This is a genomic window from Streptomyces gilvosporeus, assembly GCF_002082195.1.
Classification (GTDB): Bacteria; Actinomycetota; Actinomycetes; order Streptomycetales; family Streptomycetaceae; genus Streptomyces; species Streptomyces gilvosporeus.
In genome coordinates this window covers 7,466,322-7,488,612 of the sequence record NZ_CP020569.1, presented here as the reverse complement: position 1 = coordinate 7,488,612, position 22,291 = coordinate 7,466,322, and the positions used below count along the sequence as shown (strand labels likewise).

Annotated in this window: 19 protein-coding genes; 4 read left to right on the top strand and 15 right to left on the bottom strand. The window is 67.3% G+C overall.

Features of this window, described 5'->3' with window-relative positions:
- Window position 1: 1 nt before the first annotated feature.
- The 10 genes from B1H19_RS33110 to B1H19_RS33070 form a co-directional block, all read right to left on the bottom strand.
- Window positions 2–1,258 carry a sulfate adenylyltransferase subunit 1 gene (locus tag B1H19_RS33110; protein WP_083108573.1) on the bottom strand — a complete coding sequence of 419 codons (1,257 nt, stop codon included), beginning with the start codon at window positions 1,256–1,258 and terminating at the stop codon, window positions 2–4.
- Between the two features lie 2 nt (window positions 1,259–1,260).
- Window positions 1,261–2,253, bottom strand: a complete 993-nt coding sequence (gene cysD / locus B1H19_RS33105; RefSeq protein WP_237289639.1) for a sulfate adenylyltransferase subunit CysD — start codon at window positions 2,251–2,253, stop codon at window positions 1,261–1,263.
- A complete protein-coding gene (gene cysC / locus B1H19_RS33100; RefSeq protein WP_083110020.1) occupies window positions 2,250–2,810 on the bottom strand; it encodes an adenylyl-sulfate kinase in 561 nt (186 codons plus the stop codon). Before cysC ends, cysD begins: the two co-directional genes overlap by 4 nt.
- A 52-nt stretch (window positions 2,811–2,862) precedes the next feature.
- Window positions 2,863–4,179, bottom strand: coding sequence for an MFS transporter (locus B1H19_RS33095; RefSeq protein WP_159028200.1), 1,317 nt, complete (start codon window positions 4,177–4,179; stop codon window positions 2,863–2,865).
- Window positions 4,180–4,209: 30 nt separating this feature from the next.
- A complete protein-coding gene (locus B1H19_RS33090) occupies window positions 4,210–5,001 on the bottom strand; it encodes a class I SAM-dependent methyltransferase (protein WP_083108571.1) in 792 nt (263 codons plus the stop codon).
- Window positions 5,002–5,126: 125 nt separating this feature from the next.
- Entirely contained in the window at window positions 5,127–6,269 is a 1,143-nt protein-coding gene (locus tag B1H19_RS33085) for a hypothetical protein (protein ID WP_083108570.1), read from the bottom strand.
- A gap of 32 nt (window positions 6,270–6,301) precedes the next feature.
- Window positions 6,302–7,033, bottom strand: a complete 732-nt coding sequence (locus B1H19_RS33080; protein WP_107426228.1) for an SDR family NAD(P)-dependent oxidoreductase — start codon at window positions 7,031–7,033, stop codon at window positions 6,302–6,304.
- Window positions 7,030–7,782 (bottom strand): sulfotransferase-like domain-containing protein, encoded by a 753-nt coding sequence (locus B1H19_RS38285; protein ID WP_107426227.1) that lies wholly within the window; start codon window positions 7,780–7,782, stop codon window positions 7,030–7,032. Before B1H19_RS38285 ends, B1H19_RS33080 begins: the two co-directional genes overlap by 4 nt.
- Window positions 7,783–7,841: 59 nt before the next feature.
- Entirely contained in the window at window positions 7,842–9,068 is a 1,227-nt protein-coding gene (locus tag B1H19_RS33075) for a transaldolase family protein (RefSeq protein WP_083108568.1), read from the bottom strand.
- A gap of 114 nt (window positions 9,069–9,182) precedes the next feature.
- Window positions 9,183–9,863 carry an HAD family hydrolase gene (locus B1H19_RS33070; protein ID WP_159028199.1) on the bottom strand — a complete coding sequence of 227 codons (681 nt, stop codon included), beginning with the start codon at window positions 9,861–9,863 and terminating at the stop codon, window positions 9,183–9,185.
- A gap of 438 nt (window positions 9,864–10,301) precedes the next feature.
- Here B1H19_RS33070 and B1H19_RS33065 point away from each other — a divergent pair, with 438 nt between their 5' ends.
- The 3 genes from B1H19_RS33065 (at window position 10,302) to B1H19_RS33055 (ending at window position 13,656) form a co-directional block, all read left to right on the top strand.
- Window positions 10,302–11,009 carry an AfsR/SARP family transcriptional regulator gene (locus B1H19_RS33065; protein ID WP_237289638.1) on the top strand — a complete coding sequence of 236 codons (708 nt, stop codon included), beginning with the start codon at window positions 10,302–10,304 and terminating at the stop codon, window positions 11,007–11,009.
- A gap of 37 nt (window positions 11,010–11,046) precedes the next feature.
- Window positions 11,047–12,411 carry an MFS transporter gene (locus tag B1H19_RS33060; protein ID WP_107426225.1) on the top strand — a complete coding sequence of 455 codons (1,365 nt, stop codon included), beginning with the start codon at window positions 11,047–11,049 and terminating at the stop codon, window positions 12,409–12,411.
- Between the two features lie 111 nt (window positions 12,412–12,522).
- Window positions 12,523–13,656 (top strand): transaldolase family protein, encoded by a 1,134-nt coding sequence (locus B1H19_RS33055; protein WP_159028198.1) that lies wholly within the window; start codon window positions 12,523–12,525, stop codon window positions 13,654–13,656.
- A gap of 63 nt (window positions 13,657–13,719) precedes the next feature.
- On the opposite strand, the gene pabB is transcribed toward B1H19_RS33055, so the two are convergent.
- Together pabB and B1H19_RS33045 are read right to left on the bottom strand one after the other, a co-directional pair.
- Window positions 13,720–15,885, bottom strand: coding sequence for an aminodeoxychorismate synthase component I (pabB, locus tag B1H19_RS33050; RefSeq protein ID WP_083108563.1), 2,166 nt, complete (start codon window positions 15,883–15,885; stop codon window positions 13,720–13,722).
- Between the two features lie 68 nt (window positions 15,886–15,953).
- The gene (locus B1H19_RS33045) at window positions 15,954–16,703 is read right to left on the bottom strand and encodes a methyltransferase domain-containing protein (protein ID WP_237289637.1); all 750 of its coding nucleotides are present in this window, start codon (window positions 16,701–16,703) and stop codon (window positions 15,954–15,956) included.
- Between the two features lie 364 nt (window positions 16,704–17,067).
- Between B1H19_RS33045 and B1H19_RS33040 the strand changes: the two genes are divergently transcribed.
- Entirely contained in the window at window positions 17,068–19,026 is a 1,959-nt protein-coding gene (locus B1H19_RS33040; RefSeq protein WP_083108561.1) for a helix-turn-helix domain-containing protein, read from the top strand.
- Here B1H19_RS33040 and B1H19_RS33035 read toward each other — a convergent pair.
- The 3 genes from B1H19_RS33035 to B1H19_RS33025 all read right to left on the bottom strand — a co-directional run bounded on the left by B1H19_RS33035 (window position 18,966) and on the right by B1H19_RS33025 (window position 21,936).
- Entirely contained in the window at window positions 18,966–20,192 is a 1,227-nt protein-coding gene (locus B1H19_RS33035; RefSeq protein WP_083108560.1) for an IS701 family transposase, read from the bottom strand. The two genes, B1H19_RS33040 and B1H19_RS33035, sit on opposite strands and share 61 nt — an antisense overlap.
- A gap of 250 nt (window positions 20,193–20,442) precedes the next feature.
- Window positions 20,443–21,276: an alpha/beta fold hydrolase gene (locus B1H19_RS33030; RefSeq protein WP_083108559.1), complete on the bottom strand. Its 834-nt coding sequence runs from the start codon at window positions 21,274–21,276 to the stop codon at window positions 20,443–20,445.
- 81 nt (window positions 21,277–21,357) lie between these two features.
- A complete protein-coding gene (locus B1H19_RS33025; protein ID WP_107426474.1) occupies window positions 21,358–21,936 on the bottom strand; it encodes a CGNR zinc finger domain-containing protein in 579 nt (192 codons plus the stop codon).
- Window positions 21,937–22,291 lie beyond the last annotated feature (355 nt).

Sequence of the window (22,291 nt, the reverse complement as noted above, 5' to 3'; positions counted from 1 at the left end):
CTCACCCCGTGGCGTCGGCCATGCCGGCAGCGAGCGTGGTGCCGTCGGCGGGATCGATGAGCAGGAAGGAGCCGGTGCGGCGGGAGTCGGCGTATGCGTCGAGCGCGAGCGGCTCCGCGGTACGGACCCGGACTCGTCCGATGTCGTTGGCGACCAGCTCGCCCGGCGCTGGGTGCTGGGACAGGTCGTCCAGCGCGAGCCGCGAGGGGATTTCCTCGACAATCGCCTTGACCGTACGGGTGGTGTGCTTGAGCAGCACCCGCTGGCCGATGGTGAGTGGACGGTCGGCCACGTGGCAGACCGTTGCACCGACTTCGCGGGTGACAGTGGGAGCCGTGGCGGTCGGTGCGATCAAGTCGCCGCGCGAGACGTCGATGCCGTCGGTCAGGCGCACGGTCACCGACTGCGGCGCCCAGGCGGTACCCACGGGCTCACCGAGCATGTCGATGGCTTCGACGGTGCTCGTACGTCCCGAGGGCAGTACGGTCACCGGCTCGCCCACGTGCAGTGCGCCGGAGGTGATCTGGCCCGCGTAGCCGCGGTAGTCGGGGTTCTCGGCGGTCTGCGGCCGGATGACGTACTGCACCGGAATCCGGGCGGGTTCGTCGTTCGTCCGGTGGCCGACGGGCACGGTCTCCAAGTGTTCCAGGACCGTCGGGCCGCCGTACCAGTCCATGTTGCGGGAGGGTTCCACGACGTTGTCGCCGTCGAGCGCGGAGACCGGAACGGTGGTGATCTGCCGTATGCCCAGCTGGGTCGCGTAGGCGGTGAACTCCTCGGCGATGGCGGCGAAGACGGACTCCTGGTAGCCGACCAGGTCCATCTTGTTCACCGTGAGGACGACCTGTGGGACGCGGAGCAGCGCGGCGACCGCGGCGTGCCGGCGGGTCTGCTCGACGACGCCGTGGCGGGCGTCCACCAGGACGACCGCAAGGTCGGCGGTGGAAGCGCCGGTGACCATGTTGCGCGTGTACTGCACGTGGCCTGGGGTGTCGGCCAGGATGAACCGCCTCTGGGGCGTGGCGAAGTAGCGGTAGGCGACGTCGATGGTGATGCCCTGTTCTCGTTCGGCGCGCAGCCCGTCGGTGAGCAGGGCCAGGTCGGGGGCTTCCTGGCCACGCCCCAGCGAGGCCCGCTCCACGGCCTCCATCTGGTCGGCGAGCACTGCCTTGGAATCGTGCAGCAGCCGCCCGACCAGGGTCGACTTGCCGTCGTCCACCGAACCGGCGGTGGCGAAGCGCAGCGTATCGATGGTCATCTTTAGAAATACCCTTCGCGCTTGCGGTCTTCCATGGCGGCTTCGGAGAGCTTGTCGTCGGCGCGGGTCGCCCCCCGTTCGGTGAGCCGGGACGCGGCGATCTCGGCGATCACGGCGTTGAGCGTGGCGGCGTCGGAGTCGACTGCGCCGGTGCAGGACATGTCGCCGACGGTGCGGTAGCGCACTCGACGCTTCTCGACCGTCTCCCCGTCTCCGGGACCACCCCAGTCGCCCGCGGTCAGCCACATGCCGGCTCGTCGGAACACCTCACGCTCGTGTGAGAAGTAGATGGCGGGCAGCTCGATCTGCTCGCGGTCGATGTACTGCCAGACGTCCAACTCGGTCCAGTTGGAGAGCGGGAAGACCCTGACGTGCTCGCCTGGCGCATGCCGGCCGTTGTAGAGCTGCCACAGCTCCGGACGCTGGCGCCGCGGATCCCACTGCGAGAACTCGTCGCGCAGGGAGAAGACACGCTCCTTGGCACGGGCCTTCTCCTCGTCCCGGCGGCCACCGCCGAAGACCGCATCGAAGCGCGCGTTCCTGATGGCGTCGGTCAGCGGCACGGTCTGTAGTGGGTTTCGCGTGCCGTCCGGGCGTTCGCGGAGCTCACCGCGGTTGATGTAGTCCTGTACGGAGGCGATATGCAGCCGCAGGCCATGCCGGGCCACGGTCCGGTCCCGGTACTCCAGGACCTCGGGGAAGTTGTGCCCGGTGTCGACGTGCAGCAGGGAGAACGGCACCGGCGCAGGTGCGAACGCCTTCAGCGCCAAGTGCAGCATGACGATGGAGTCCTTGCCGCCGGAGAAGAGGATCACCGGACGCTCGAACTCACCCGCCACCTCCCGGAAGATGTGCACGGCCTCGGACTCCAGGACGTCCAGGTGGGTCAGGGAGTACGGGGAGCCTGCGGTTCGGTCCTGGTGGTCCGTCCGCCGCGGGTGGCCGTCACCTCCCGGGTCCCGTACGGCTCCCTGCGTGACAGCCGCCGTCGTCATGCCAGTCCCCTTTCGGTCAGCAGCGTGTGCAGCGCTGCCGCGGATTCCTGCACGGTCTGGGTGTGCGTCTCGATCCGCAGATCCGGCTTCTCCGGTGCCTCGTACGGATCGTCGACGCCGGTCAGGCCGGTGATCTCACCGGCTGCCTGCCGGGCGTAGAGCCCCTTCACATCGCGTTCGGAGCACACCTCGACCGGAGTGGCGACATGCACCTCCAGATACGGGGTGTTGCTGCTTTCGTGCCGCCGGCGTACGGCTGCCCTGCTGACTGCGTAGGGAGCGATCACGGGCACCAGAGCCATGACACCGTTGCGTGCCAGGACCTCCGCCACCAGGCCGATGCGCTGGACGTTGGCGTCCCGGTCCGCACGGCTGAAGCCGAGTCCGGCGGAGAGGAACGACCGGATCTCGTCGCCGTCGAGCACCTCGACGCGACGGCCGTCCGCACGCAGCCTCCCGGCCAGTTCATGGGCGAGGGTGGTCTTGCCCGCACTTGGCAGGCCGGTCAGCCATAAGGTCGTGCCGGGCCAGCAGGTACAGATCCCTTGCTGTTTCATCAGTCCCTTTCCGTTGTCGACTGCATCGACTGGGATCATCTGGGTTCGGGCATCAGCCGGCGGCATGGGCGACATCCTTGGCCATGCCGGGTACGGCGGTTTCTTTTCGCTTGCCGATGGCGCTCTCCGGCGATCCCTCGCGGGGCAGTCGGAGGGTCAGCGTGCCGAGAATCACGGTGGCCACGGCGATCACGACGTAGTACCACATGAAACTGCCGGTCAGGTTCTTGAGGAATCCCGCCGTGTAATTGCCGAGGATGCCACCGACGCCCTGGGTGATATTGGTGACGCCGAAGATGACCGTCGCGGCGGCGCCGGAGACCGACTTGGACACATACGCCGGCACCAGCCCGTAGATCGGGTAGAAGGCGAGCGCGAAGAGCACCCCGGAGACCATGGGGAGGAATCCGACCGGGGCGACCACCAGCAGTACGGCGGAGATGAAAAAGAGCGTGTAGCACATGACCAGCGAGGCCCGTACGCCGATACGGTCGGAGAGCCAGCCGACCGCGAAGCCGGCGAACATTCCGATGACGCCGATGGCTCCCCAGACCTGCGCCGCGAAGTCGATGTTGAATCCCAGACCCTCGCGCAGATAGGGCGAGAGATAGTTCTGGAACGGCATGCAGGCGAACCCGTTGAGGAATTTCATCGTCCAGATGATGACCACCCAGCGCACCAGCACCATGCGCCAGCCGGCCCGCGCACTGGTGTTCCGCTCGGCGCCGTCGTGCATGGCCCGCTCCGTGGCCTCGTCCTCGCCGCGGAAGAGGCCGAGCCGGACGAAGGTGAAGGCGGCCACCGCGGTCACCATGAGGGTGCCGGCTCCGACGGAGTACCACAGCCCCCGCCAGTTGCCCTGCTGGACGAAGGTGGGGACCAGCAGACTGTTGACGAACACCCCGTAGCTGGTACCGCTGGAGACCAGGCCCAATACCTTGCCGCGGTGCCGGTAGTCGATGACCCGGCCGACGAGCTCGACCAGCGGCACGTACACCGATGCCGCAGTGCCGCCGAGGACGGTCAGCAGGATCCCGATCAGGACGATGCTGTTGGTCATCGGCAGGAGCACCAGGCACAGTCCGCAGAGCGCCACCGATCCGACGACGACCTGGCCTCCGCCGATTCGGGTCGACAGCCAGGTGCCGAGCAGGGCGAAGAGCAGGAAGCCGAGCTGCCCGGCCGCGGTGATGGTGCCGACCACCGTGTAGCCGAAGCCGAGGTCCTTGCGCATGTCGGTGACGATCTGCGCGAAGAGGTAGAAGCCGAATCCGTACGTAGCTGCCACGAAGCTGGTCAGCAGCACGGTCACGACGAATCCGGCGATGACCTTGGAACGCCTGCCGTCGGATGTTTTTTCACTTACCACTGTCGTGGGCCTTTCTGACTGCTTCATGGATCAGGACTTCCGGGCGACGTGGATGACGAAGTCCACCTCGTCGATATCGAAGTTCTCGCGGAAGTCGCCGAAGGTCTGGACGGTGTCGAAACCGGCACCGATCAGCAGTGACGACAGTTCCGCCGAAAGAACGGGGTAGACCTCCAACTGGTGCCTGCCACCGTCCGGGAAGTCGTACTGGAACCGGCACAACTGGGAGTCAACGTGCGCCACGGTCACGGTCGCCCCGGTGCCGCAGTAGTAGTAGTTGCCGCTGCTCTGGTACCGGTGCTGCCGGATGGAATCGAAATTCCGGTGGTCGATGATGAGAATGCCGCCGGGGTTCAGCGCCTGGTGGAACTCCGCGAGGACGGCGTGCCGGTCGGTTTCCCGGAACAGATGCGGGAACGAACTTCCCAGACAGACGATCGCGTCGTAACGGCCGTCGATGTGCTGGTGCAGGCTGCGCCAGTCGGCTTGCAGGACGCGGAACGACTGGCCGTGGGCCGCGGCGTTGCGGCGGGTCCGTTCGACCATCTCCGCGCTGCCGTCCGCCGCGGTGACGTCGAAGCCGTGCTGGGCCAGGGTGACGGAGTGGTAGCCGGTACCGGCCGCGACATCGAGCACGCGACGGGCCTCGGCTCCGTTCAGCAGCTCGGCGAAGAAGTCCTGCTCGCTCGCCCTGCGGCGGTCCCAGTCGATCAACTGGTCCCAGCGGTCCACGAGGGTGGGCACGTACTGACCCTCGAAGTCCTCGGCGGCCGCCGTCGCGAGGGGAACGTTGCTCGCGGCATGGGAGGCGTATGTGGTCATGATGGTCCTCCGGCTCTCTCCGGCGGTACGGAGTAAGGGGGTGGATGCGCGGCCGGCCGAGGCGCGGCGCCTCGGCCGGCGCGGCGAATGGGGCGTACGTGGGTCAGGCGTTCGGCGTGGGCGGATCAGGCGAAGCGCGCCGCGAACGCCCGGTATTTGGCGTCCAGTTCATCGGCCCACTCGGAGACGTCGCCGAGCTTCATGCTCTGGCACTCGTAGCCGAGCAGCCGCTTCATGATCGCCATCTCCGGCTCGGTGAAGTGCACCGTGCCGTCCTCGTCGATCCGGTCGATACCGTCGGCCTGCTGGCACTCCTCGTTGATACGGATCGCCTCGTGGAGACCGAGGCCGTCGGGCAGGTCGAGGGTGGCGCCGTCCCGGTGGATCCGGACGGGATAGCCGCCCGGCAGGCCACCGGGCGCGGGAGCGTGCGCGAGCACTCCGCTGTCGGTCGCCATGCCCCGCAGCACCCGTACGGCGGAGGAGGCGGTCAGCAACTGGCCGTCGACGCCGCCGAGTCGTTTGAGCCGGTTGTCGAGCTGAGCGAAGAGCGCGCCGTGGTCTATCTCGGCCCGTCGACCCGCCACCGCCACATCGAGGTGGTACGCGCCCTGCCCGGCGTCACCGAAGCGCGGTACATAGTGGCTGAAGTAGTGCTGGGCGGTGAGCCGCAGCTCCACGTCCGCAGGGTGGGCGTCCAACAGGTGCGCACTGCCGAGGGTGAGGGCCGGCACGATGTTGGCGACGTTGCCGACGCCGATCGTCGGTGCCAGACCGACCTTGTCGAGGACGGGTCCCACCGCGTCGGGGAACGCGGCGTTGACTACCTTGGCGTCGATGCCCGAGTCCCGTACCGCCTGCATCAGCAGGTGATTGAGGGTCAGGTGCATGGGCAGCCAAGGACCGAACTGAGCCTCGTCCAGTTCCTCGAAGGTCTCCTTGGGCAGTGCGGTGATGACTCGCCAGGACTGCAACGAGCCGCCCATGAAGATGATGTCGGGCCGGACCCTGGCCAACGTTTCCGCCGTGGCGTCGACCTCGCGGAGGTCGACATGGACGGTGTCGACCGTGCCGTGGTGGCCAAGGTTGGTGGCGGTGAACAGCGCCAGGTTGCCCCGCCTGCGGATGGTTTCGGTGTCGCGTCCGGCCAGGACGATCCGGTTGGTCGCCGGGTGGCTCAGCAGCAGGTTGAGGACCTTTGCGGACAGGTCGCCCATGCCCACCAGCATGATGAGCGGCTTGCCGGAATCGACGGTCGATGCATTCAAGGCTTGCCTCCGGGGGCGTACGGTCTGAGCACTCAGCGCGGGTAGCTGCCGTTGTCGGCACGGAGCAAGGCGCCGGTCAGCGTCCGGGACTCGTCGCTGAGCAGATAGGCGCAGACGTCGGCCACGTACTCGGGGAGGATGTCGCCGTCCAGTTGCTCCTGGCGCTTGTACTCGGCGTAGCGGTAGTCCGGGATCCGGTCGGCTATGGCGGTGTTGACGATCAGGCCGGGCGAGACGACGTTGACGCGGATATACGGAGCGAAGTTCATGGCGTTGGACTTGGTAAGGCCGATGACGCCGGCCTTGACCGTGCCGTAGAGGGCGTCGGAGCTGCCGACCTCACCGGCGACCGAGGCCAGGTTGACGATGGCACCGCGCCGCTTGGCAGGGAGCAGGTGGTCGGCCAAACGCCGGGACAGCCACACCGGGCCCTTGATGTTGACGGCTATGACCCGCTCGATGGTGGCGTCGTCGTACTCCCAGACCGGCTGTCCGAGGTAGAGACCGGCGTTGTTGACCAGGCCGTTCACGTTCGGGTGTGCGGCGAGGACCCGGTCCATGAAGGCATCGCAGTCCTCGTGTGAGGCGACGTCGGTGACATGTGTCTCCAGCGGACGGCCCTCGTGCTCGATGGCGAGCGACTTCAGGCCGGGTTCGTCGATGTCGCAGGTGATGACGGTCTTGCCGGCGTCCAGCAGACGGCCCACCAGGGCACGTCCGACGCCGCTGGCCCCGCCGGTGACGATGACGGTGTTGACGCTCACGGTGTTACCTCCTCGGCCGGCTGTAGCCGGTACTGGTCCAGGTGCTCGTAGAAGGGGCGGCAGTAGCGCTCGAACTCGCGTAGGTCGGGGCGCGTTTGATAGGTGAAGCGGTAGTTCCGCTGCGGTGCGCGCAGGCCGCTGCTCGCGGTCACGTCGGTGTGCCAGCCGCTCCAGGTCGTCCACTCGGGCTGTTCGCCCGCCGACCAGTTCAGGGCGTCGGGCAGGAAGGGGATGCCGGCGTGCGCGCAGTAGGCGGCGATGGTGGCTTCGGGGCGGGCGGCGAGGTCGGCCGCGTTGATGACCAGCGGCGCGGTTCCGGTCAGTTCCCGTACGAAGTCGAAGGCTCTGGCGAGCTGTTCGTAGCCGAGCACTTCACGGGTGAGTTCCGGGTGCACGGTGGCGTGCGAGAGCACCGCCTCCTCGGGGTCCCGGACCAGGAAGGTGTTGACCTGGCCGAGCAGGTACTCGGGGTCGTCGAGCAGATGGTCGAGGCAGTGGTACGGGAAGTCCTTGTGGAAGACCGGGCGTTCGTGCCGCGCCGACTCCATCATCTGCTTGATGTCCGGGTAGGTCAGCGGATGGTCGGGGTCGGGGTTCTTGTGCGGGATGGCGGCCCGTTCTTCGTGCATGAAGAAGACGTAGGCGAACGCTTCATGGAACACCTTGAAGTCGCCCCGCTCGATGAACGAGCGCTCCAGAGCGGTCGACATCGACCTGGGGTGGCTCCAGAGCGCGATGGACGGATGCATACGACACCTCCTCGGTGGTGTGGGTCTGTATGAGTGGGTTGCCACGGCCGGTTGCCGGCTCAGGAGAGCAGCAGCGGCTGTGCGGAGGGAGTGAGGGTCTGGAACTGATGCGCGACGAAGTCGATCAGCTTGCGGGTGTTCGCCATCACCTCGGCGTAGGTCGCGATGAACGAGCCGTAGTGGGCGAATTCCTCGGGGTCCATACCGGTCGGGTCGTACGCGCGGTGGAACGACGGCAGCCAGAGCAGCTTCTCCAGGACATCCGCCGGGACCGCCTGGTCGATGGCATGCTCGTCGAAGGCGGCCAGTTCGTCTTCGCGGCGCAGCACGTCGCCCACGAACCGGGGCTTGCAGGTGTACGCGATCGCGCCGCCCGCGGTCTGCTCCAGGTGCATGCTCAGGGTGCTACTGCCCTTGGCCGGGTCGTCGACCTCAAGGCTGGAGAGCAGCGGCTTGAGGGGGTGGCCGTTCTCCTGGATGAGGGTGTGGATTCTCTTGAGGATGGCGACCTCGCCCCAGCGCACATCGGTCTGGGAGAGCTCGATCCCGCGGATCGCCGCCTCATAGCGGAGGTCGGGGTTGGCTCCGAAGCGCCCGATCATATGAGTGAAGACCGCGCGCCACCGGCCGGTGTCGATGCCTTGCTCGTGGGCCTTCTTCAATCCGGTTTCGACGGCCTCGGCGCAGGCCGTGAACTGCGGAACGGTGTAGGAGAGCGTGGAGTTGATGGAGATACCGCGGGCGACCAGCTGCCGGATGACCTCGTAGCCCTGTCGGGTACCAGGCACCTTCACCATGAGGTTCGGGGAGATCCGCGCGATGCGCAGCGCCTGTTCCAGCATGAGGTCGGCGTTGAGCATCAGACGTGGGTCCAGCTGCCCGGAGACCCAGCCGTACCGACCGTTGCTCGCCTGCCACATGGGCAGCATCTCGCGCGCCGCGCGGCGCAGTGCCTCTTCGTAGACGAGCGCGAAGGTGCTCTCCACGTCGGGGGTCAGCTGGTAGCGGATGAGCTCCTGGATGTCCTGGCGCCAGCTTTCCGGGGAAGCCATGACGCTCTGCGCGACCAGGGAGGGGTTGGTCGTGATGCCACGGACCAGGGAACGGTCGGGCTCGGACGGACACAGAAAGCAGTCGAGCTGATCCCGCCAGCGCTTTTTGGTGAGGGTGTCAGGTGCGGTGGCCAGATGGCGGTCGCGCCACGTGGGGAAGTCGAGCGGCGAGGAATCCCACCAGATCTCCGCCGACTCACCGACCCGCTGCAACTCTTCGAGAACTCTCGGCATGCGGATAGAACCTTTCCGACTCAGCCTCTCCGAGGGGGCAAGGCGTGCTGATGGATGAATGCGGTCCGACCGTCGGCCGGCGGTGTGCTGCCGCGAGGTCGGCCGTGCGCGGGGTCACCCGACCGCGAGTCCGACCGGGGGCACTGCGAGCCACCGGTCCAGCAGTCCGGGAAGTTCCTTCATCGAGCCGAAGGTGACGGCTCCTTCGGCGGCCAGGGCCGCGTGCGTTCCGCTCTCCTGCGGCGCGTAGCCGAAGACGGTCATTCCGGCCGCGACGCCGGCCCGGACTCCTACCGGGCTGTCCTCGACGACCGCACAGGCTTCGGGCGGTACGCCGAGGTCGGCCGCGGCGTGCAGGAACAGACCCGGATCGGGCTTCCAGACGCCGACCTCGTAGGCGCTGTAGATGCGGTCCTGGAAGGCGGACAGCAGGCCGGTAAGTCCCAGGGTGTGGAGGATCTTTTCGCGTGGCGCGCTGGACGCCGTGCAGAAGGGAAGCCCGAGTTCCTCGATGACCTGCTGTACATGGGGGACGGGCCGTAGTTCGGTGGCGAACAGGTCCGCTGCCCGCTGCCGGAACCGCGGAATGAAGTCGGCCGGGAGCGCCCTGCCCAGCCGGTCCTCCAACTGCTGGACCCACTCGGCAACCTTCCGGCCCCGGAGGAATTCCAGCGCCTGCTCCAAGGAGAAGTCAAGCCCCTCTTCGGCCACCATTTCTCGCATGGCGTGCGAGCTCAGCGTCTCGCTGTCGACGAGAACTCCGTCGCAGTCGAATATGACCAGACGTTTCGTCATGCGAAATTCCTCCGTCATCGTACGAATGGGCCCTGACGGCAGGCCGTGAGCCTTCTGCCGAACGGGACTTCGATCAGCAAAGCAGGGGGTTCTATCGATTCGCTCATCACTCGGTACCGAGTCACTGACCGGCAGGTTCAAAAGCGGCGAATTCGGGCACGAGTGACAGAGTCCCAGGCATTGCCTGGCCTCATCCTCTTGGTGTAGCTAGCTTTTTCTCCAGACGCAGGGCGATCATCCGGTGGCGCACACCGCACGCCCATTTCCGGCGATCACCTTCCGTCGGAACCTCGACCAGGTGTCCGTACGAGAGGGAGTCCAATGAAGTTCGGAGTTCTCGGTCCGCTGTCTCTGACGGAGGGGAGTGATTCTCTGCTTCCCTCCGCACCGAAGACACGTCAACTTCTTGCCCTCCTCCTGCTCAACGCAAATTCCCCCGTGGCGCTCGACGCCTGCGTCCAGGAGCTCTGGGGCGAAGCGGCGCCACGCAGCGCGGTGCAGAGCGTGCACACACGGGTGTTCCAGATACGGCAGGCCCTGTCCTGCCGCCCCTCCGGGAGCACCCCGGAAGAGAGCAAGCGCATTCTTCAGACGTGCCATCAGGGGTATACGATGCGAGTCGAGAAGGGTGCCTTCGATATGCACTCCCTCGACCGGCACTTGGCGGATTTCCGACAGGCCCAAGCCCGCAAGGACGATCTGCTCATCTCCTCTGCACTCCGTGCCGCGTTGGGACTCTGGCGCGGACAGACCTTGCTGGACATACAGCATGGTCCGCATATCCAGGCATATGTCACGGGCCTGGAAGACCTCCGTATGACTGTGCTGGAGCAGTGCATCGATGCGGAATTACGGCTGGGCCGGCACCATCAGCTGCTTTCAGAACTCAGCGCGCTTATCTCCCGGCATCCGGTACAGGAAAACCTGCATGCCCAATACATGATTGCGCTTTACCGGTCGGGCCGTACTGCGCAGTCCCTGGAGACCTATCACCGGCTCCACAGGACGCTCACCGAAGAACTCGGCATCGCTCCGTCACATCGCATCAGGCAGCTGCAAACGGCGGTACTGACCGAGAGTGCCGAACTCGACGTCCGTCCGCCGGACCGCCTGGATCTGTCGCTGGATCTCATGGCGACCCGATAGCGCCGTTCGGCATTACTGAGAAAGGAGGAGAGGGTACGTGTCAGCCACGCGCGTGCAGCCGGCGCCCGGTTCGAGGCCGGCCGGTTCCGATCTCCGGCGTGTCCGCCGATTCGAGACCCGTATCGCCGTGTGTGCTGGCGGCGGCGAGGTCTGCGACGGGTGGGTGCTGGGAGTGGTCGGCGCCGCACTGCCGCTCGCCCGCGCCGATCTCGGGCTATCGGCCCTGTGGGCCGGGCTGATCGGCGCGGCCTCGCTGATCGGCCTGTTCTTCGGAGGATTGGTCTTCGGCTGGCTCACCGACCGGATCGGTCGGCAGAAGATGTACCTCATCGACCTCCTGGTGTTCCTCATCGGCTCGCTGCTACAGCTCGTGGTGCAGGAGGCCTGGCAACTCCTGGCCGTACGACTGGTCATGGGTGCCGCCGTGGGCGCGGACTATGCGATCGCCGGCGCATTGGTCGCGGAGTTCGCGACCCCCAAGCGCAGGGGGCGGCTGCTGGCCTCCCTCATCGTCTTCTGGTACGTCGGCTACACGCTCGCGGCGGCCTTCGGTATCGCGCTGACGTCCTGGAGCGGCGACGCCTCCTTGTGGCGATGGGTTCTCGCCAGCAGCGCGATCCCGTCCCTCGTGGTCCTGCTGGCACGACTGGGGACGCCGGAATCACCGAGCTGGCTGCTGAGCAAGGGCCGGATCAGGGAAGCGGAGGCGATCAGCGAACGCTGGCTCGGCCGCAGGCCACAGGACACCGAACCCAGCGGCGAGCGGGTGACCACGAGCCACGTCGCGCTGTTTTCCCGGCGCTACCTGCGGCGGACGCTGTTCGCCAGTTTCTTCTGGCTCTGCCAGGTGACGCCGTTCTTTGCCCTCTCCACCTTCGCCCCGCAGGTGCTGGGTTCCCTGGGGGCGCCCCATGACGGAATCGGCGAGTTGCTGCTCAACGTCTTCCTGCTGGTGGGCTGCCTGACCGGGATGACGGTGATCAACCGCGTGGGCCGTCGCAAGCTGCTGATCTGGCCGTTCCTGATCACCGCCGCCGCCCTGCTCGCCCTCGGGCTGTGGCCGCACGGCCCCCAGTGGGCCATCACCGTCTGCTTCGGTGTCTTCGCCCTGTTCCACGCCGGATCCAGCGTGCTTCAGGCCGTGTACCCCAGCGAGGTGTTCCCGACCGAGATCCGGGCCACCGGCATCGGATTCGCCGCCGCGGTGAGCCGTATCGGAGCCGCCATGGGCACCTTCCTGGTGCCCATAGGGCTGGCCGCCTGGGGGGTCGGTGCGGTGATGCTCCTCGGCTGCACGCTCTCGCTGGCCGGTGCGCTGGTCTCGGTCGCATGGGCGCCGGAGACCGGAGGGCTCGAACTGGCCGAGGTGAGCCGCCCGCGTACCCCCTCGCCGGTCGCATAGCCCCGCATCTGGAGCCGCGGTCGTGATGGCCATGGGTCTTGTCCTCGCCGGTCCCGCGTCGGATGACGCGTAGCCGTCGGCCCAACCAATGAAAGGAGCAGCGAGCAGATCGTGCGAGAAGAAGAGAACTCCCGTGTCGGCACCGTGCTGACGGATCTGGTCCACGAGGGAGTGGCCGTGTGGCTCGACGGTGTCAACCGCCAATCGCTCGAAGACGGGTCGCTGCGCCGCCGTGCCATGAACGCATGTGTCAGCGGAGCCGTGCTGTCCCTGCGGGAACTGGCGCGTGAGGTACAGGAAGGTACCGCGTACCAGGACCAGATCGACCTGTTGGGCGAGCGCGGCGTCAGCGCGGAGGAAGCGGTGCGCGCGCTGCATTCCTACGATGCGCGCTGGGCCTGTGATGTACTGCGTCCGGTCTTTGCCTCGACGGGCGAGGTCGACGGCTGGGTGAGTGCGGAGCTGGACCCCCGTCTGGCCGACGACGCCCGTGCTTCGATCGCGGCGGCGCGGGCCCTCGCCCTTGGCGTCAACCGACCGAACCTTCTGGTCAAGGTACCCAGCACGGTGTCCGGCCTGGAGGTGTTGAGCGGCTGCGTGGCCGAGGGAATCGGCGTGGACACCGGCCCCCTGTATTCCGTGCAGCGCTACAACGAGGTGGTCGAGGCCTACTTCGACGGCCTGGAGCGGGCGTTTGCCGCCGGGCGCTCCCCGGGCGGATCGTCGGTGGCCTCCTTCAGCGCCGCCAGGCTGGAGGACGCGGTGGACGCGCAGCTCGACGAGGCGGCCGAGGATGCCGCGGCGGTGCTCCGCGGCCGGTCGGCTCCGGCCCTCGCGCAGGCGGCTTACACCGTCTACGAGGACTGGCTCGGCACCGAGCGCTGGCGGCAGCTGCGCGCCAGGGGGGCCCGGCCGCAGCGCCTGGTCTGGTTGAGTGCCACCGCACCGGGCCCCGAAGCGGCATCCGTGCGCCGTGTGGAGGAGCTGGTCGCGTGGGGCACGATCCATGCACTGCCGGAGCCCACACTCAGTGCGGTGGACCGGCTGGGGCGACTGCGCGGCGATACGTTGTCCGGAGAGTCCGACGCATCGGATGCGGTGCTGTCGGCGTTGCGGCAACAGGGCATCAACATGGAGCAGTTGGCGGAAGACCTGACCGCGACGGAGCTCCGTGAGGGCGTACACGACCAACTGGAGCTCATCGGCACGTTGCAGGCACGGTGGAGCGGCCGCCCCCACCGCTGATGCCCGCAGGTCCCGTACCGCTCTGGGGCGGCAGGGACCCACCGGGCCGTCCGCGGCTTCCGTTCAGGGGCCGACGGTGCTCCCGGACACCGCCGTGGCCGGCCAGCACCGCGGGAAGGTGCCTCCGGTCAGCGCGAGCAGTGGGCGCGCCTTGACAGCGGTCTCCTCGAACTCGGCCTCTGGGTCAGACAACGCGGTGATCGCCCCGCCGATTCCGTACCGGACACGTCCTGGTGTGAGGACTGCGGTACGGATGACGATGCTCAGGTCCGTCGCCCCGGTGAGGGAGAAGTATCCGATCGCTCCTGAGTAGATGCCCCGGGGGCCCCCTTCGAGCCGGTCGATGATCTGCATCGTCCGTTCCTTGGGCGCGCCCGTCATGGAGCCCCCGGGGAACGCGGAGCGTACGCAGCGCACGGCACTGCTGTCCGGGCGCAGGGTCGCCGTGACGGTGCTGACCAGTTGGTGCACCGTTGCGTAGGTCTCCACTCTGAGGATGTCGTCGGCGGCGACCGTGCCGATCTCCGCGCACCGGCCCAGGTCGTTGCGTACGAGGTCGACGATCATGAGGTTCTCCGCGCGCTCCTTTTCGTCCGCGCGGAGCTCGGCGGCCAGCGCGGCGTCCTGCGCAGGTGTTGCCCCGCGGGGCCTGGTCCCTTTGATCGGCCGGGATTCCGCGGTGCCGTCCGCATCGACCCGGAGGAAGCGCTCCGGAGAGCTGCTGAGTACCGACAGTTCGTCGAAGCGCAGCAAAGCGGCGAACGGTGCCGGGGCGACCTGACGCAGGTGCCGGTAGCTCTGCCAAGGGTCCAGATCCACCCATGCCTCGGCCGTGTTGGTCAGACAGATCTCGTAGGACTCGCCGACCCTGATCTCGTCCTGGCAGGAGTCGATCAGATTCAGGTACTTCTGACGGTCATGGCGCAGCTCCACCTGCGCGCCGACGACGGGAGGTACGGGGGCCGGCCCGAGCTCCAGACCCGCCAGCGCGTCGAGCCGAGCCGCCGTACCGGCCAGCCAGGCGTGTGCGGAGAGCTCCCCGGCGTCCTCGTGACCGGAGCAGCCGGCGTCCTCCTCCGCCAGGGCGAGGAGGTATGTCATGCCCTCCTGGTGATCAAAGACCACGGCACGGTCGGCGAAGATCATCGCCGCGTCCGGATCCTCCGCGCGGTGCACCGCGGCGCCTCCGCACTCCGACTTGAGCTCGTAGCCGAGATAACCGACCCAGCCGAGCGCGAATCCGCACGGCAGCCGCGGCACTTCGGTGTCCGTGCCGCGCAGGTCCTCGTCGAGCCAGTCCAGGAACTCGCCGGTGACGATCTCGGTGCCGCTGCGCGACCTGACCTGAACCGTGCTGCTCCATACATCAGCCGTGGCGATGCGGGCGAGCGGGCCGGAGGCGTCGCCCATGACGGAGAAGCGGCCGAGAGCGTCGTCGGCCCGGCTGCTGTCCAGCCAGAAGGAGTGCGTGGCGGCTCCGAACAGTCCCTGGAAGACGGTCTCCTCGCTCCAGCGGGTGCGCAGCCGTTTCGCGCAGACCTTCAACCGGCGCCGTACCGCGGGCCGGTGCGTCGAGGCTGCGCGGCTCTTCCCCGTCCGGTCGGCGGCCGTACCCGGTACCGAGGTCCACAGTCCACAGGTGGTCGTCCGTCGTGCTTCCTTGCGCATCCCCAGGAAATTGCCGAGGAGTTCCAGACCGAATTCCGTGCCGATCGATTCTGGATGGAACTGCACACCGAACAGCGGCCGATGCCGGTGGCGCAGACCCATCAGAACACCGTCGGGCGTCCAGGCCGTCGCCTCCAGATTGCCGGGGAGCCGGGTGACGGCGAGGGAGTGATAACGCACAGCCTCGAACGGGGACGGGAGCCCGGCGAAGACATCCGTTCCGGTGTGCAGAACAGGCGAGCCGCGACCGTGCCACGGCTCCGGCGCCAATGCCACCACACCGCCGCCGGCCAAAGCGATTCCCTGGTGACCGAGGCACACGCCGAGCAGCGGAATCTCGGCGGAGCGGATAATCTCCGGGCATATTCCGAAGTCGGCCGGACGTGCAGGGTTTCCTGGGCCCGGCGAGATGATCACCCGGTCGAAATCCTTCACATGACCGATGCGCCACTGTGAATCATCGTTGCGGACAACGGTCGGCTCCTGCCCGGAAAGCCGCGCGAGGTAGTCGAAGAGGTTGTAAGTGAACGAGTCGTGATTGTCGACCAGCAGAGTGCGCATAGGTGAGTACCGGTCCCCCCTCAGGACGGCGGCGCGCAGATGGTGAGCGCGCGGAATTTGAGTGGCCGTCAGGCACGTGCCGGTCGACGCTTCTCCGGTTTCGCTCCCACTCTTGTACGGCGTGCACCGCATCGGCCCTCCATGACGACGGGCCGTCCCCCGCTGCCGCTCCGGTCCCCTCGTTGCGTCGTGTTGTCCAGCAACGGCCGGATTTCCAGCAGAATGTGCTCGACCAGATCCTGCCCTTCGAGCACGGCGGAGCGCCTCAGGACCCGCAGCTCGCGACCGCACTCTGCAGCAATCCTTTCGAGACCTCTCAGGTCACCCCGGTCACAGAAGTGGAGCAGCGCCGACCCGTTGTCGGTCAGGCGGTGCACCGCCTCGGCCAGATATCTGCGGTGCGTACGGTATCCGGGGTCCACGTACGCACGTTCATGGACCGACCGGTATGCATAGTCCTCAGGAGCTAACACGTAGTTGGAACTCCAGAAGATCCGGTCGAATCGCGTCCCGTCGTCGAGTGCCGCGAACAAATCGCTGTGAACCGCTGTGACCCGATCTGCCACACCATGACGTTGGGCATTCAACCGGGTGTTTTCCACCGCGCGTTCATTCACGTCCACCGCCACCGTTGCACACCCGACCAAGGCCGCCTGAACGGCAATCACTCCAGCACCGCAGCCGATCTCCAGCAGGGACGACGGCATGGGCCCTCCGTTCGGTCCGGCGAGCCCGAGGAAGTCGAGCGCAATGCCGGTCGACGGGGAATAGACGGGCGCGAATACCTCGTCCAGCAGGTCCCACTCGCGGTTCGCCATGGAGAATGTAACGGGGCGACCCGGGTCCGTCATTGCCCGGTTACTGCGCTCCAGCGACTTGAGATGACTCCGTAATTCGGACATCGCGCCTCCCACGTATCGGTCACTACTTGTGCCGCCCCACACTGTTCTCGGCTTTCGGCCTCCCTGGAAGGTGATCCGGTGACAGACCGGACCACGTGGATGGTGGCGCGAGCACCATCCATCAATGTGACCTCCTTCACATGTGGCAACATTGCCGCAGGTTGGGGGGAGGTAGCACAGGGACACGGTGAGTGATCAGCAGTACGAGTGGGCTGACGCTCGCCCCGACGGAGAAGGCAAGGAATAGATGAACAGGGCCGAACGGTCAGGTATCGGTGAAATGCTCACCATTCTCGAGCTACTGGCCGCGGAGGCTCCGCCGGCCGAACTCGAAGACCTGGTCCGGCGGGCCCGTACGGCCGGGTTGGATGACGTTGCCGTTTCGCAGTTGGAGCGTGCGGAGCGCTTAGCCGTCGAGGTCCACACCCTGTTCTCCCGCCGTCGGCAGCGCGAGGCCGAGCTGTCCGCACTGGTGGACACAGCGCGCGACCTGACCTTGCCGTACGACCTGGACGCGCTGCTCAAGACCATCACCCGGCGGACCCGCATGCTGCTCGGTCTCGACATGTCCTACATCACCTTCCGCGACGCCGCGTCCGGGGACAGCTACGTCCATACGGCGGAGGGTCATGCATCGGCTCTCACCGTCGGGTACCGCGTGCCGTACTCCTCCGGTATCGGTGACGAGGCGATCGGCAAGTCCGTGCCGGTGTGGACCCCTGATTACCTGTCGGACGAACGGGTGCGGCACACCGACGTGCTGGACGAAGTCGTACGGGCGGAGGGGTTGCGCGCGATCATCGCAGCGCCGCTGACATTCGGTGAGGACGCCTTCGGGGTGCTGTACGCCGCAGGCCGAAACGTCCGGCACTTCACCGTCGGCGAGGTCTCCTTGATGAGTTCGCTGGGTGACATGGCCGCCGTAGCCATCGAGAAGACACGTACGCTCGAACGCACACACGCCGATGTCGCCAACCTCCAGTCCGACAGCACGCAAGCCGAGTCACGGCTGAGCGAGCTCCGCAGACGGGAAGATCTGCACACCAGACTGGTGGACCATGCGCTGGCGGGGAACGGCCTGAACTCCCTTGTCGCCGAAGTGGCAACGGAACTCCGGGCTGCCGTGCTCGTACTGGACGCCGAGCACCGCCCGCTCTCGCGCTACGGGACGCTGCCCTCCCTTGACGAGGCCGAGGTGTTGCGCGCCTGCCACGCTGCCTCCAAGGGGCAGGTGCCGGTCGCCGTCACCACGGGCACCTGGGTGGTGCCGGTCGTTGCGGGCAGCGAAGAACTCGCCGTCCTCCTCCTGCACCCCGGCGAGCCGCTGGACGACACCGATGTACCGCTGCTGAGCGTGGCGGCTCAGTCCCTTGCCGTGCTGCTCCAGGTGCGGCGCGGCGAAGAGGCCGCGGCAAGCCCGTTCCGCGACGAGCTGTTCGAGGACCTTCTGGCGGCTCCGCGCCGACCCGCCAAGCAGTTCATCCAGCGCGCCCAGAGGCTGAACATCGATCTTGAGAGGCCGCATGTGGTCGTCGTGATCCGTCCGGAAGGCGGGGCACAGGGCAGGGCTGCCAGCTGGGCGGCGTCGTATGCCCGCCGTATGGACGGGTTCAGAAGCATCCAGAACGGCTGCATAGCCCTTCTGCTGCCGGCCTCCGACTCCAGTGCCGCGGCGCGCGGGGTGTCCGCCGAGCTCACCCCGCTGCTCGGGCAGCCGGTGACGGTCGGTGCGGCCGGCCCGGTCTCCAGCCCCGACCTGGTCCGGCAGGCCCACCAGGAAGCACTGCGGTGCCTTGACGCACTGGTCTCACTCGACAGCGTGGGCGCCTATGCCTCACCCGCGGACCTGGGCTTTCTCGGTGTTCTCCTGTCCGACAACCGCGATGCCGCGAGTTTCATCGCCGCCACCATCGGTCCGATCCTGGATTACGACGCGCAGCGGATGACCGAGCTCACCAGAACGCTCGACGCGTACTTCGCCGCCGGTGGCAGTCCGACCCATGCAGCGGAGAGCCTGCATGTCCACCCCAACACCGTCTCCCGGCGGCTGGAGCGGATCACGGAACTGCTCGGCGGCGACTGGCTGAAGCCGGAACGCGCCCTTGAGGTCCAGGTAGCACTGCGGTTGCAACGCACGCACGACCTGCTGCGGCGGCAGCGCAGCGGCGGCCCGGCAGCTCACGCCGACAGTCCCGAGCAGCGATCGGGGCTCGCATCCTTCAGCGACGACAGCGCATAGGCGCAGGACGCCAGTGTCATGTGTCGGTGCCAGCCCGGGAAAGAACGCCCTTCGTAGTCCCGCAGTCCGACGGCCTCGCCGCGGGTCTGCCAGCCACTGCCCACCATATGGATGAACCGTGTCGTACGCAGCAGTGCGGTTGCCCGTGACGCGTCCATGTTCGTGAGCCATAACTCGGTAGGGGGTCGGCGCATGTCGTGCCACAGTCCCAGGAGGTTGAGGGGGCCCGGAGACTTCAGTGCCGTATGACCCGCTCCCTTCAGGGGAGGAAGACGCACGGTCGCCGTCGCCGTCGCCAGCGGGCGCAACTGCGGCGGCTCAGCAGGGCCCGCACGACGCACGACACAGCGCAGCCGGCGTTCCGGGACGAGCAGGTTGCGCGCCGGAGCGCAGTGCCCTCCCTGCCCAGTGCGGGTCCGGTCGTCGAGCATGAGCCGGGTATGACCGCTGATGCGCACGAACACGGGCGAGTCCTTTTTGTCGAACAGCCGGGCCAGATAACGGTCTTCGCCGACTCCCCGGGCATCTGTCATGACCGGGCGCGCAGGGTCCCCCCACAGACGGACGTCGTCGCGGAGCCCCGCGACGCAGTCTTCGGGAGTCGCGGCGCTGAGTTCGTCGGGAACCTCTGCTTTGGTCCGCCGTGAACGGTTGTCCAGCCATGCCTCCGGCAGGTGGAGGCGCCAGCTGACCGGGGCGAACACTCGCTCCGATGCGTACCATATGCCGTACGCGCGTTGGCCGTTGACGACCTGTCTGCTGTCGGGCGAGAAGTGCCGGGACACGCCGACGGAATGCTCACCGGTCTTGGGAATGGACACCGGCAGCACCACCCAGACGGCGGGCACGCCCTCCTCCTCCAGAAAGGCGGCCAGTGCCCTGCGTACCGGGCTCCAGGCCCAATGTGAGCTGCTGACGAAGTGGTGCAGCCTCTGCTCGTCGCCGGGCACACCCACTGCGGCGGCGATGTTGGCGATCGACTTGCGCCCTTGCGCACGCAGCAGCCCATCCATGTATTGCCGTGCCCGGATGCGCTGGTCGTAGCGACGGAACTCGGCGAAGAGAGCAGCGCAGAGATCGGTGACGGTCTCCTCGTACCTCGCGACGACCGGGATAGTGGCGCGTGTCGGGTGTGCGAAGGGTTTGAGAGATGAGTAGTCGGCCATGGCAGCGCCTCCTGGTGCACGGGATGTTCTACGCCCGCACTCCAGATTTGCCTCGCCGGCCGCCGGCGACGAGGTGTACCGGGCACACCGCTCAGGGAACCGGGGGTGACCGGACCACCGCTCGACGGGCGCCAACCCGTCGGCAAGGGACTGCAGACGCCCCGTGGCACGGTGGCCCCGTCACCACCCCATGACCAGTACCCAGGTCACCCGCCCCTGGAAGGCAGCCGCCCGTCACAAGAAGCGCACATCACCGGGGGTCGCAAAGGAACGCCAGCAACGTGGAGGCCAGGACGGCGGGGGCGTCCACGGGCACGAGGTGACCGGCGCCAGGGACAACGGTGAGCTGCGCCCCGGGGATGGCGGACGCCAGCTCATGGGCCTTGGCCACGGGAATCCAGGTGTCCTCTGCGCCCCAGCACACCGTGACCGGAATATCGAGCTGCGGGTACCACTTCTGGATGTCATCGGTGTGCCGCTGATCGGCCTGCGCGATCTGCCGGTAGAAGGCCGCCTGGCCGCCCAGGTCCGACCACGGTGCGGCCAACCGCTCGGCCACATCCGCCCGCAGCCCCGGAAAACTCGCCGAGCCGATGTATTCACGCACCAGTGCGCGATGCAGCGCGGGCGGCAGTTGCTCGAATACCTCGGCGTTCTGGCGCACCAACCGGAAGAACGGGGAACCCCAGGGCGCAAGGGCGACCGGATCGACGAGCGCCAGCCTGCGATAGGCGGCCTTGTGCAGCAGATGGGCCCGCAGCGCGACGGCACCACCGAAGTCATGGGCGATCACGGAGGGCGCCGACAGCCCCCAGTGGCCCAGCAGTTGGGTGAACACCTCGCCCTGCGCCGCCAGGGACACGTCCTGCCCGTGGCGCATCTCGGAGGAGCCGTAGCCCGGCATGTCCCAGACGAACACCTGGTATTGCTGCGCCAGCGCCTGGGAGATCTCCCGCCAGACGAAAGACGAGAAGGGCGTGCCGTGCAGCAGTACGACAGGCTCACCGCCCTCCGGCCCTAACCGGTCCCAGCGGACCATTCCGGACGTGCTGCGGAAGCTCTCGGTCAACTGCCAGTCAGTCAATGCTCTGTCCCTCTCGGTGTGCGGGGTGTGCGGGGTGTGCGGGGTGTGCGTAGAGCCTTCGGGAATCGACCGATCCGCGGCTCAACGCCCCGTAGTACGGGGCCTAGTGGTTGGACCCTTACCCCTCCCCTGCTGACGGGCACGGTAGTTGGCGACGTTGAGTCGATTGCCGCACACCTCCGGCATGCAGTACCGGCGGCGTCCGGCGCGGCTGGTGTCGACGAACATCCCCTCGCAGTCCGGCGAGGTACAGGACCGGAATCGGTCGTGGCCCAGGGTGCGCAGGGCGCCCAGCAGTCCCGCACCCGTGAGAACCGCCAGTTCGTCGGCGAGCGTCGCATCCGGTGCGGTTGCCACATGCCACTGCCAGTGCCCCTCGGCGTCGCGGTGCAGGATTGGCCCAACGCCCGCGCGCATGACCAGTGCAGTGGCGCCGCTGACAACATCGTCCTCGGCGGTGGTTTCAAGAAGCGCACGGATCTCCTGACGCAACATCAGCACCCCGTCCAGATCTTCACCGGAGGGCCGGCCGTCACGCGTCAAGGCTTCGGATCGGACCTCGTGCTCGGTAAGGAATCGCTCCAGGGCGGCCGGATCGACCAGTACCTCACCTGTACTTCTGCGGACCAGCGGTGCGGTGTTGACCAGGTCGGTGGCCACTCCCGCCCCCAGCCCGTAATCGGAAAAGAGGAACTTCACGCCTTACCCCCGTGCTACGGTAACCGATGAAACTGCACTATACCCATTAGCCAGACGCGGCCGCCTCAGCGCCGACCTTTTCCGTCCCTCCAGAAGGGAACTGATTATGCGTCAACTCCCGCACAGCGCACGGGAGATTGTCGAACGCGCGGCCGACGGCACTCATGCGGGGCCCGCGATCAGGCACGGCCTGCGCCTCAACGTCAGCCCGACGTCGTCGGGACCGTCACCCGCACACAAGGTGTGATGCCCCGGCTTGGCTCACATCTCCGACACCTCCCACCCCCCTTGTCCGCCTGAGCCTCCTTACCCCCTT